Origin of the sequence: Parafrankia discariae (genome assembly GCF_000373365.1) — a bacterium.
In the GTDB taxonomy this organism is placed as follows: Bacteria; Actinomycetota; Actinomycetes; order Frankiales; family Frankiaceae; genus Parafrankia; species Parafrankia discariae.
Window position 1 is genome coordinate 1 of record NZ_KB891293.1, and the last position, 11,265, is coordinate 11,265.

Sequence of the window (11,265 nt, forward strand, 5' to 3'; positions counted from 1 at the left end):
TCGCCTCGAATGAAAGCTTCGGCGGCTGGACCAAAACCTTCACCGACCCCCGCCTCTGCTCCGCGATCGTCGACCGCCTCACCTTCGACGGCACGATCATCGAGACCGGCACCCAGTCCTACCGCCTCGCCCACACCCGCGCCCGCACCAGCCCGAACGGCCGCCCACCCACCCCGGTCCCCACTCCCACCGACACGACCCAACCCGCCTGAACAGCTGGCCCCCACTCCCACCGACGAACGGTCCCCACTCCCACCTTCATAGCCAGGGTGCACGAGGACGACCGCCTCCCGGCCGTGGAGTGCGTCCATCACCGGATCGAATGTCTGATCGTCGAGGAGGCGGGTCACGGCGTCGGTGGGGAGGAACACCCCGTCGGGGTGCAGCTGGCTGTACACCCGGTCGATCTCGGCGAGGGCGTCGCCGACGTCGACGAGGGGAACACGGGCCAGCCAGCCGAAGCGGGTCGGATGATCGGTGGCGATCTCGTGCAGGCTGTCGTTCACCACCCGGGCCAGTTCCGCAGCGTGCGCGACGGTGGGCGTGAGCGCGGCGGGGATCGGCGTGGACAACACCGCGAGCTCGGTACCGTGCTCATCCAGCGCTGCCAGCGCGCCGCGAACACTCCACAGTGCGAACAACGGTCCCTCGAAGCCCGGCGGCCGGTCTGCCGCCAGCCAGGAACGCACCGGGCCTGGCATCGCGTGATGATGCACATCGATACGCGGCGGCAGCGCCAAGGGCCGTTCCGGCCGGCCCGACGGGCCCGAGCTGTCCAAGCATTGGGCCACCGCGAGCCCTCCCGCGATCAGGCCGGCCCCGAGCACCACCCCCGCCCCCAGCCCTAGCCCGAGCAGCCGGCGCCGTGACAGGCCCGCGCCCGAACCGGCGACATGCACCCCGACCTCGGGTCCGTCGGCTGGACACGCCGCTGGAGTCTCTGGCCCACCAGACTGCTCGCCGTCGGCGGGTACGGACCCGGCAGATTCAAGGGGGCCAGCTTGGTCCGGGAGACGGCCGTCGGCCCGAGGGCTGGGAGCAGAGTAGGTACGGCGTTCGGACACGTCAAAGCCTTCCGTCACTGGGCGTCAGACCCAGGTCGGCGGGTCAGACGGTGGGGGATAGCCGGTGGCGGACTAGCCGTCGCATCGGCGCGGGTCGCCATCCAGCGCGGGATGTCGACGGCCCGCGCGATGCGCACGGCCACAGCGGCCCGGACCAGCCCCGGCGGGACTGCACGCATCTGCGGCGGATCGGCTTTCCCGAGGGACCGGGCCAGTCACATCTTTCGGGCGAGAACAGCCCAGACCGACACCTGCTCGTCCACCAGCCCGTGGTCCACGGCGGCGTCGGGCCGCCATCGGTGCGCCGCGACGATCCCGGGCTCGACCAGCTCCAACCCCTCCACGAACCGAGCCACCTCGGCACGGCTACGCGGCGCCGCCGCGATACCCCGGTCCCGGTAGGTCTCGGCGAGCTGCCCGATGGCCTCGGCGTCGAAGTCCGCGGTCACCTGCGACAGCGCCAGGTAGCTACCCGAGGGCAACGCCTCCAGCAGCCGGCGCACCACACCGAGCGGGTCGGACTCGTCGGGCACGAAATGCAGCACCGCTATCAGCGTCAACGCCACCGGCCGAGACAGATCCAACGTGGCTCGGACCTCCGCCGAGGCCAGGATCCGCTCCGGGGCCAGCAGGTCACAGTCCAGATAGGCGGTGCGTCCCTGCGGCGAGCTGGTCAGCAACGCACGAGCATGCGCCAGCACGAGCGGGTCGTTATCCACGTACACCACCGCCGCCTCCGGCCGCACGCCCTGAGCGACCTCATGCAGGTTCGGAGACGTCGGAATCCCTGTACCCACATCCAGAAACTGCGTGACCCCCGCTTCCCTGGCCAGGTAGCGCACAACCCGGTGCAGGAACCGCCGATTCGCCCGCGCCGCCTCCGCGACATGCGGGAACACTTTCAGCGCCGCCTCGGCGGCTTCCCGATCCGCTACGAAGTGATCCTTCCCATCCAAGAAATAGTCGTAGATCCGCGCCGAATGAGGAACGGTGGCATGCAATTGAGTAGATGCTAGAGGAAACGGAATGTCGTTCACGGAACTTCCTTGGTTAAACTGCAAATGATAGGTACTGACTGTCTGTGAAAAGGTGGACGGCGCGGCTATCCTTCATTTCGGTAATCTGCCTTCGAGCTGATGGTTTATCTGACAGTGAACGTCGCAATGCTCACAGGGTCGAGCCGGCACCCAGCCCCAGGACGGATTGACGGAAAAGGTGGAACGCCTTCGATCGAACCGGACAGGGATCTGAACAGCAAGGCCGTGGCACAAGCCGTGCTGCTAGCCGAATCCCAAGCCTTTCTCGTCCTGCCGTCCGCCAGCCACTTCGAGGCGGGAGATGTGCCGACTCAGGCTAAGGACGTCGCCGTGGCCGTGGCAGAACGCTCAGGCGGGGCCGGCCAACCTGGACTGGTTACACCGGAAGGTAACGCTGCGGTCGACCCGAGCACAGCGCATACCCCAGCCTTGGCGGTTAACGGCGAGGTGCGCGACTGGCGTGATTTCGCCACGAGATGAGGAGGCGAGCGCATGACCGGCGGACAGGGACGGCTGATCGCTGTCTGCCGGGGTGGTAAAAGTCGACCCATCCATCCGTGCTCGCGGAGGCCCTGGCGGATGAAGGCGAATCTGTAGAAGCGGCGATGGAGGGACGCAGGAAAGTGGGTGTACGGCCATCGGTTGGCTGAGACCCGGAGAAAGAGGGGGCCGCGATGTCGATTCCCACGCCGGCGGCTGCTGCACGAGGCGGCTTCGCTGGACATAAAGTTACTTGGAACAACCAGCGAAGACGCCCCGTGGTCCACGCCAATCTACCGTGACGCAGAAGCAGAAATACGGTCGGAGATATTCGTCTATTTGGGGCTTGCGAAGTAGGCGGAGAGCATCTCGGACGGCCAGATTGGTTCCCGAACTTCCCCGCGAGGCCCAAACTCGGAAAACCACGGCTTTATGTCAATGATTGGGGTGCCGTGGACGGCATCTAGTTCCTCTACATGGAGATCTAGGCCATCGATGTGAATGAGGCGGCAGCGAGAGACACCCAGCCAGTTGCGGCGCCGCATGTTGCGGTGGCCAAAGATTCCGACCGGCGGCCAGCTTTGATTGTCGCGGGGACGGCGAGCTCCGGGATGAAGATCTGTAGGGTCCGTGAGATGGAAGCGAAAAATGATTTCGAGATGACTGAATTCTTCTAGGCCGACGATGGATTCAGCGTCGAACTGAGATGCGTCGATGCGAATTATCGACTGGCTGCCGCCCCAGTAGTCGTCGGTCGGTTCGATCCGACCGCCCACCACGTGGGCTACTGGCTCGATCTCAAAGACTTCTCGCGTCATGGCTACTCACATTCCGCTGCGAGGACGTACCGGCCGGTCTTTTGGCATCGGATAGATCACGAAGAGTTCGCCAGAAAAGAGCCTGCGCGAATGTCGATTGCTGTGGCGGTGGAGAGTTTAGTCCCGTGGAACTGGGAAATATTCGAACGCATCTCACTAACCACCGTACGGACGCGTGCGGATCGGATTCCATCAGCGACGTCCAGCGCTTCGGCCCATGCTGCGCACGCCTCCTCAAGACTTCCGCGGCGCGCGTGCACCGTCCCTAGATATCCCAAGGTGACCGCATGCGTCCGAGTGAAGGAAGCGGATTTTCGCGTAGCCACGCTGCGTTTGAATTCCCGTAGGGCTCCGTCCAGGTCGCCGCCGTCGCGCAGCGCACAGCCCGTTTCATGGGCGAGGCTTGCTTCGCCGAAGAAGAAGACCCTATTCGGTTCGTTGTCGACCCGAGATGCCGAGGAGAGGTCATCCTCGGCGCGGAGAAGCGCGACGGCAGCCTGCCGAGGATAGCCTGCGGCGCTTTGTGCCCGCGCGTATATCACTCCTATAAGTGCGCGTTCGCGAGGTGTGGCATTTGCGTATCGCCGCCTCTGCATTGATGCGTCTGACAGGTTTAGAGCGGCCTCTATATGACCTAGGTCGAGTGCCTGGTGGGCCATGGCTCGCAAGATGTGCGCGGCCAGGGCGGGGTCGTCGGCCTCGGCAGCCAGCTGCAGGCCGATCTTGAATCCCGCGTGTGCTCTCGCGTGTTGGCCATCGTCGAAGGCCATCCAGCCAGCGAGGTAGGCGAGTTCGCCGGCTGCCGAAAACATGGCTCTCCGGACTTCCGCCTGGGCGTAGGAACCATGCAGGTAGCTAGCGACATCCGAGGTGAGGTACTGAACGACCGCTGACCGGGCATGGCCGCCTCCTCGACGCTGATCTATCCGCGAGAACAGGGCTACTCCCTCGCGAACAGCCTCGACGTCGCCCCAGCCGACGGAGTAGGTGCTCGTGGCGGGATGGGCTCCGGAGCGTTGGGCCATCTGCTCCCACCATGATGCTGTGGGGAGGACTAGGTCGGCCGCGGAGTAGACAGCGGCTCCGAGGGCCTGCCGTCGGTCCACTTCCACCTCGCGTCGTCCGAACTCAGCCAGCGCGGCCAGCGTATCCATTTCCCAGGTCCGGCCTGCATCGAGCGCCGCGTGGTGACATGTGGTGACGGCCGTGCTCGCCTCTTGGGATCTTCCTGGCCCGTCGGATAGTGCGGGATTGAGGTACCGAGGAGATCGGCCTGTTTGCGGAGAGTGCTGCCGTGGCTGTGCTTCGGGAGCGTCGAGCCCTCGCCGGTTCGACTGCCTCGGGCCAGGGACGGCGACTTCTGTGCAGGCTTCGCCCGGTTCATCCCACGGATGAGAGATCCGTTCGCCAGGCAGGGGCGGACGCAAGCCCAGCTCAGCGGGGTTGGCCTGGAACACGCTGCAGAGAAGACGCTGGTAGCGGGAGCTGACTCGACAGGCCCCACGCTCCCACCGCGATACGAGATTCCCGTTCACCGCCGGTCTCCGGGCTTGTTCACCTGGGGACCTACTCAGCCGGTCTTCTCGCTCGCCCTGGTCGGCAACCGCCTCGGCGAGCTCAGGCTGGCTGAGGTGGTACCACCCCCGGTATCTGGCGATCAGATTCCCTCCACCAGTCATCTCCTGAGCTCCCCTCGCACGATGAGGTCAGTCTATCCGTAGGCGTTCCTCCAGGTAAGGCTAGGGAAAAGGCTAGAGCGGCGACGTGAAATTCGACGTCGCAAAGTGTTCCCCCATCCTGTTCGATCGACAGGTCCCTCCAATCGAGGCATCGGCGTCCAGGACCGACCACTGACGTTGCCAGATCGAGGCGCCGAGCTCCAGCGATGTCACCTGGAGGATTGATGACGAGCAAGGATCGGGAAATCCGGGCAGGACCGACAAAAACACTTGGCGAACAGCCCGACAGAAACCCGCGCGCACGGGTCGACTTTCACCCACCTCGCCTCGACCCCGATAACTGCCTCGCAACGGTGGAGGGGATCCCGTTTCTCGACGACGCCTTTGCGGATCGCCGCCTGCTGGCAGTCGTCACTGCGGTCCGGCACGTGGAGGCCGAGCGGTCGGGCCTGGCAAGCGGTGTCCTGGCTGGCGAGGTCGAGGCATGGTTGACGCCTTCACGGGCGTTCATGCTCAGGAATCCACCGCCTATCCCGGCTGTTCCGCTGCCCAATCAGCACAAGCAGCGCACGGAGGCGGCGTTGGAGACGTTGGCGTCGGCGATGCCGGTGTGGCGTCCGCTGCTACGTCTCCCAGTGCAGGTGACGTTGCTGCACCCCCCGACCGGAGCGATCTCCGCATCGTCGCGTGCCTGGCCTCAGCATGTCCTCCTCAGCGAAGACGCCTTCACCGATGACCGTGAATTGCGCGAGCAGCTGCTGCACGAGCTGTGTCATCAGTGGTGGTACCTGATCGAGGAGATCTGGGCACTCAACGGCCCAGCCGCCACGTCGTCCGCGGTCCTGCCCTCCGGTACAGCGGGCCGCACCCCGTCGGAGGTCCTCGGCGCCGCGCATGTCGCGACCGCGCTGATGCGTTGGTACCGCGTCACCGAACCCACCTCGGCCCGGATCAGCGCTCTCTCTGCCTACGCGGCCGGCTGCCTGGATCGCGTCGACACCCCGAACCTCACCCTCGCCGGTCGGCAGCTCGCCCATCGACTCCAGGAGGCACGATGACCACCGCCACCGTGGCGGCAGGAACCAAGCGGCACCTCTTTCGCAGCTGGTCGACGCCGATCTACCAGGCCGACCTACCTGGAGCCGATCGCATCAACCAGATGTTGAATTCGCTCATCCTCGACGCCGAGCAGAGAGACCCGCACGCGGCGCTGTTCGGCGGCATCGACGCGATCAAGAGCTGCCAGGACATCCTGCGCTGGGGCCTGCCCGAAACCACATGGCTGAGTCAGCAGATCAGCCACGCGGTGACCGCCCTGACCTTCGACGTGCTGGGAAACGCTGCCGTGGAGGTCAGGCAGGGAGTCCTCGCTGAGGCATGGGCAGTGGTCTACCGCGGCGGAGGAAGCCTGCGACCCCACACCCACCACGACTCAGCCTGGTCCGGCGTCTACTACATCGATGCCGGTGGAACGGACGCCGGCCACCTCCAGATGCTCGACCCCCGGCCCGCCGCCGTGGCCCGCGGCGCATCCTCGGGGGCTGTCCAGATAGAGCCCCGACCGGGACGAATGGTCGCCTTCCCCGGCTGGTTGCCGCACTCGGTCCAGGCAACCCTGCCCGACGGAGGACTACGCATCGCCGTGGCATGGAACGTCGCCTACGACAAGACCTTCACGGCGATGTCATGACCATCATCAATCACGCTGTCAGCCATCTGTGGGCGACCCCGATGAGCGCCGGCCGGATTGACCTGACCGGCCTTCTCCACGAACCGATCACGCTCCCCGAGATCGGACTCCCATGTCAAAAGCTCCCTGCCACCAGCATTCTGGCCGACCCCGATACCTTGACCACCGAACTGCTGACATCGATCAACACGCTCACCGAAGCCGAGGGCACCCCACCCGTAGACACCCTCAACATCGAGGTGCAGCTGTGGCGGGCCGGCTATGACCAGCCGGCCGCGTCGCACCCCGCCGCCTACGTCGCCTGGTGCGTCCTGGCCGCGAGCGCCGCCCGCCACGCCGAGTCCGGCGCACTGACCCTGGCCGATCCCCGAGCCGGCAGCGCGCTCACCGCCATGCCCGGCCTGCCCTGGGGACGACAGATGATCGTCAATCCCTCCCCCGGGGCATACCTGGCCGCGCCCGGCTGGCTCACCCACTCCGTGGTTCCCCTCGCCGACGGCCAGCACATGGTCGTCGCCATCGCTTCCTCTCTCCCCTAACACCCTTCCGAGAAAGGACCGTTCCATGTCCCAGCCCAACGAGCGCGCCGCGACCAGCCTCCGACTCGAAGGCCCCGGCCTGGGCCTCGGCCTCGACCCCGCCGAGGTCGACGCCTACCTGGACCTCGCCCGCAGCGGAGTGATCATCCCCGAGACCGCCTGCGACAAGGGCATGCAGGACAACTTCGCCCTGCGCACCGAGACCACCGTCACCCTGCAGCCCGCCACCGCCTGACCGCAGCCCATCCGAAGAGGTGCCTGGGGCCGGCGCACAACGCCGGCCCCAGGCACCTCGCCGATCAACACCTCAGCGCGAAAGGCTGTCATGCACGAGCCATCGACCGGCCTTCTGAACACCTTCTACACGACCCCCCGCGCTGGCTGCGCACGCCTCTCCGACGGCGGAGGACCCTTCGGCTTCGACATCACCACCGCGCTTCAGATCGACGCCCTCATCCGCGGCTACGACTGCGACGCCATCATCGAAACCGGCTGCTACCTCGGAGACACCACCGAATACCTCGCCCGCCAGTACCCCTCACTTTCCGTGGTGACCTGCGACATCATCGACGAGTACGCCACCTTCACCCGCCAGCGCCTACGCGGCCAGCCCAATACCACCGTGCACGCCGGGGACTCCACCCGCATCCTGCGCAGCACCACGGCGGCGTTCCGTCGGCCACTGATCTACCTCGACGCCCACTGGTACGCCGACTGGCCGCTGCGAGCCGAACTGGCCGCCATCCCACGGGGGATCGTCGCGATCGACGATGTCGATATCGGGCACCCCAGGTTCGGTTACGACACCTACGCCGGCCAACCCTGCAACCCACAACTGATCGCCTCGGCCACCGATGTCGAGGTACTGTTCCTCGGCGATCCCTTCGCGGACTACCCCTATCCTTGCCTGCAGGTCAGCCGCCGTTCCGGAACCGCATATCTGGCACACAATCTCGACGCAACAGTGCTCCACTCCGGCCCGATGTTCTGCCCGGTGCTGCTGCGCCCCCAGATAGAAATGCCGGACTGGGATACACGCCACTCCCGCGTGACATGACCAGTCAATAGAAACTCAAATCCGGATGAGGACGTGCGGCCCACGATGTGCCTCAAATGCCTCGGTATTCGAACTATGTGACTTCCTTGAAATTCGACAAAGATGTTCTTTGGTAGATAGATTATCGGCGCATCGGGGGCGGGAAAACTGTCGACTTTCTGCTTTATTGAGCCAGGTCGCAGTCAGGGGATCGAGTAGCTTGATGCCGCAGCCTGGAGCGTCCGGACATGGGAGTAGAATCGGCACTTCGGCGTTCCGCTAGCGAGATGCGGTGAGATTGGCTCCTTCTATTTCTCGTGGCGGATGTTGCATATTTTACTTTTTCGTAAGGGTGGGACCGATGGACGCACTTTCATCGATTTGGCCAATATTTCGGCTCGTGATTCAGACGCCGAACCTGGTGCTACGACTCCCAGTGGACAGCGACCTGACGAGCCTAGCTCGACAAGCACGCCTACTCGAAGATTCGAGTGCTCAAAGTTACTATCTGCCCTGGATCTATGAACCTTCGCCGGGTATGGAACGTCAGCTCGTTCAACGTCATTGGCGCGCTCTCGCGCACTGGAGACCGGAGAGCTGGAATCTGCAGTTCGCAATCTATATTAACGATCGGCCTGTCGGATGCCAAAGCATCTGGGCAAACGATTTTGCGACGATACGTTCCGTTGGAACGGGTTCATGGATTGCCCCGCCTTATCAGGGAAAAGGATACGGCACCGAAGCGCGTGCCGCCGTTCTCAACCTCGCCTTCACCTATCTAGGTGCAGAAGAGGCGCATTCGGAATATATCGAGGGCAACGCTGCATCGGTCGGCGTATCACGAAAGCTCGGCTATGTGTCGAACGGGCGCCGGCGCTCCTACCGGGACGACAAAGGCGTCATCATACAGAACGACATGCTGCTCGACCGTTCTGCGTGGCTGGCCAATCATGAGCATTGGCCTGATAGCACCGTTCACGGTCTAGCTATCTGTCGCGAGATGTTTGGCGAATAAGGCATCATCTAAGCGGGTACCGAGAGCAGCGTTAGCGAGGCGGCGTCTCACGAGGCGGAAGGATCGATGGGTGCGGCCGGATCCGGCCGGCGGAATGTGGAATAGGAGGATGCCCAAAGAGGAGACCTCGATTGTCTTCGTCTTCCGTTCGACTGCGGATAGCTGCTGGCAGCTCGACGCGGTCTGGCATCGGCCTATCCGGTTCGGCGGGGAGGTCGACGACGACCACGGAGCCTTGACGGTGTTATCCACGGTAAGGCGCAGCTGCTTGCTGGAAGCATCAGCGCTAGGCCGGTGCGCTGACTGCTCGCGCGATGCGGTGGCCGACAAGACGCTCGGCCACGGCAAGCGGATACCATGCGGCACCGTGCACCTCGGACTCCTGGATGCGTCCCACCTCCGCATGCACTGTGGTGAAGGCGTACCCGACGTCGAGGTGGTAGTGATCCGGCTCGTCCTTCTTTGGCCGTGCCGGAACCCGGCCGTACTCGATGTAGACGGGGTTCTGTGACGCGGGAAAGACCGTGTCAGAGTCAACACCAGTCTCCTCTGTCAGCTCGCGCATAGCCGCGCCGATGAATGTTATATCGGTCGGCTCCAGATGGCCGCCGGGCTGCAAGGTTATTCCGTACGCGCGGTGCTCAACCAACAGGATCTCGGCGGCACCGCAGCCGTCACCACGCACCAGAAGGGCGCCGACAGTTACGTGCATCGGAAAGGTCCGCCGCGAGGAAAAATCCCGTCCTTGAGAAAGCAGTAGCAGCGGCTCGGTCAGCAGCGTGGCATCGTCAGGGTAACACTCGATGTAAGCGGAGAGAGCACTTAATATATCCAAATCGCTGATCGCCACGAGCTGCCCCCGCATCAGCCCGAGGGGCCAGCCTTCCGGGACTTCCTACTTGGATGTGAACGACAAGATGTGACATAGTCAGCTCCGTAGATAGCGCGCGGAGTATGAGGAAGTGCGCACTCTACACTCGGGGCCTCAGCGGTACGTGTATGCCACGCCGGGATCCGGCAGAGTCAGGTCTGCGACCAGATTCTTGCAGGTAACTGCTGTTCAGCTGGGGTGGCCAACTTCTGATCGTTTCAGGCACTGTCACCAGCATCGTGACCTCCAGCCTGTGGAGCGTCAGTTCGCCTCGTTGTACTTGCGCACCAGATCCGGTAGCTCAGTCAACGAGTCAAGGTGAAACAGGCAGTGATCCTCGACTGCGGGATCCTCAAGAATGTAGCCCCACGGACCCCGACGGATGAGGGCAGTCGCCACGCCGGCAGCCTGCGCGGGACGGATGTCGTTGTCGAGCCGATCACCGATATAGAGCACCTCCCGAGCCGGGCAACCCGCTTCGGCGACGACACGCTCGAAGAACTCCACCGAGGGCTTCTCCACACCCCAGCCGTCCGACGTTCCGATCACGTCAACGGGGAGATCCAGCGCCCGCAGGATGACTTCGGCGCAGGCGGTCTGGTTGCCCGCCAGGCCGACCCGCAGACCCTCGGCGCGCAACACCGCCAGGCAGGGCCGGGCATCGGCGTACAGATCCTCCTCGCCGAAGGACTCCGGTTGCCCGGCCGCCGTGCGCCGCTCGCGCTCCACCCCGAGGTCAAATCCGGCCCGGAACACCTCGAATACCTCCCGGTAGTCCAGCCCACGGGCAATCACCGCGCCGAACACCGCGGAGAACGTGTGCCGAGGCACCGGTGGTCTCAGGCGATCAGTGCATCAGCCCTGGTAGAAGGGTGATCTGCTGATCGGAGGGCTGGGTGCGGGGCGTGGAGTTGACCTTGGAGGATCGGGAGTCGATCTCCAGGGGGCTGGCGGCGGAGTTGTCGCATCGGGCGATCGGGGTGCTGCTGCATCGCAGCCAATCGGTGATCAGCCGCGAGGTGACGCGCAACGGGGG

General features: G+C 64.5%; 13 protein-coding genes. 8 read left to right on the forward strand and 5 right to left on the reverse strand.

All coding sequences use genetic code 11. The annotated features are described in order from the left end of the window. A partial coding sequence (locus B056_RS45245; protein ID WP_035750732.1) for an ATP-binding protein occupies positions 1-212 on the forward strand: 212 nt, incomplete at its 5' end. A gap of 1,067 nt (positions 213-1,279) precedes the next feature. On the opposite strand, the gene B056_RS0134430 is transcribed toward B056_RS45245, so the two are convergent. The 3 genes from B056_RS0134430 to B056_RS41540 all read right to left on the reverse strand — a co-directional run bounded on the left by B056_RS0134430 (position 1,280) and on the right by B056_RS41540 (position 4,553). Further along, positions 1,280-2,101, reverse strand: coding sequence for an SAM-dependent methyltransferase (locus B056_RS0134430; protein WP_230203329.1), 822 nt, complete (start codon positions 2,099-2,101; stop codon positions 1,280-1,282). An 815-nt stretch (positions 2,102-2,916) separates the two neighbouring features. Beyond that, positions 2,917-3,399: an SAM-dependent methyltransferase gene (locus B056_RS41535; protein WP_076784839.1), complete on the reverse strand. Its 483-nt coding sequence runs from the start codon at positions 3,397-3,399 to the stop codon at positions 2,917-2,919. A 56-nt stretch (positions 3,400-3,455) separates the two neighbouring features. Beyond that, positions 3,456-4,553 carry a Tat pathway signal protein gene (locus B056_RS41540; RefSeq protein ID WP_154677395.1) on the reverse strand — a complete coding sequence of 366 codons (1,098 nt, stop codon included), beginning with the start codon at positions 4,551-4,553 and terminating at the stop codon, positions 3,456-3,458. A 749-nt stretch (positions 4,554-5,302) separates the two neighbouring features. Here B056_RS41540 and B056_RS39910 point away from each other — a divergent pair. The 6 genes from B056_RS39910 (at position 5,303) to B056_RS41545 (ending at position 9,358) form a co-directional block, all read left to right on the forward strand. After that, the gene (locus B056_RS39910; protein WP_154677396.1) at positions 5,303-6,136 is read left to right on the forward strand and encodes a hypothetical protein; all 834 of its coding nucleotides are present in this window, start codon (positions 5,303-5,305) and stop codon (positions 6,134-6,136) included. Then, on the forward strand, positions 6,133-6,768 hold the full coding sequence (locus tag B056_RS0134440) for a TIGR02466 family protein (RefSeq protein ID WP_018506373.1): 636 nt from the start codon (positions 6,133-6,135) through the stop codon (positions 6,766-6,768). The genes B056_RS39910 and B056_RS0134440 overlap by 4 nt, the downstream gene beginning before the upstream one ends. After that, positions 6,765-7,307 carry a hypothetical protein gene (locus tag B056_RS0134445; RefSeq protein WP_018506374.1) on the forward strand — a complete coding sequence of 181 codons (543 nt, stop codon included), beginning with the start codon at positions 6,765-6,767 and terminating at the stop codon, positions 7,305-7,307. Before B056_RS0134440 ends, B056_RS0134445 begins: the two co-directional genes overlap by 4 nt. A 25-nt stretch (positions 7,308-7,332) precedes the next feature. Continuing rightward, positions 7,333-7,542, forward strand: a complete 210-nt coding sequence (locus B056_RS0134450; RefSeq protein WP_018506375.1) for a hypothetical protein — start codon at positions 7,333-7,335, stop codon at positions 7,540-7,542. Positions 7,543-7,632: 90 nt separating this feature from the next. Continuing rightward, on the forward strand, positions 7,633-8,364 hold the full coding sequence (locus tag B056_RS0134455; RefSeq protein ID WP_018506376.1) for a hypothetical protein: 732 nt from the start codon (positions 7,633-7,635) through the stop codon (positions 8,362-8,364). A 340-nt stretch (positions 8,365-8,704) separates the two neighbouring features. Further along, the gene (locus tag B056_RS41545) at positions 8,705-9,358 is read left to right on the forward strand and encodes a GNAT family N-acetyltransferase (protein ID WP_076784840.1); all 654 of its coding nucleotides are present in this window, start codon (positions 8,705-8,707) and stop codon (positions 9,356-9,358) included. A gap of 286 nt (positions 9,359-9,644) precedes the next feature. Here B056_RS41545 and B056_RS0134460 read toward each other — a convergent pair whose 3' ends face one another. Together B056_RS0134460 and B056_RS39155 are read right to left on the reverse strand one after the other, a co-directional pair. After that, positions 9,645-10,208 carry an NUDIX hydrolase gene (locus tag B056_RS0134460; RefSeq protein WP_026240491.1) on the reverse strand — a complete coding sequence of 188 codons (564 nt, stop codon included), beginning with the start codon at positions 10,206-10,208 and terminating at the stop codon, positions 9,645-9,647. Positions 10,209-10,490: 282 nt separating this feature from the next. Next, on the reverse strand, positions 10,491-11,060 hold the full coding sequence (locus tag B056_RS39155) for an HAD family hydrolase (RefSeq protein ID WP_018506378.1): 570 nt from the start codon (positions 11,058-11,060) through the stop codon (positions 10,491-10,493). Between the two features lie 74 nt (positions 11,061-11,134). Between B056_RS39155 and B056_RS46335 the strand changes: the two genes are divergently transcribed. Beyond that, positions 11,135-11,265 (forward strand): helix-turn-helix domain-containing protein (locus B056_RS46335; protein ID WP_018506379.1); only part of this gene is annotated, 131 nt, incomplete at its 3' end.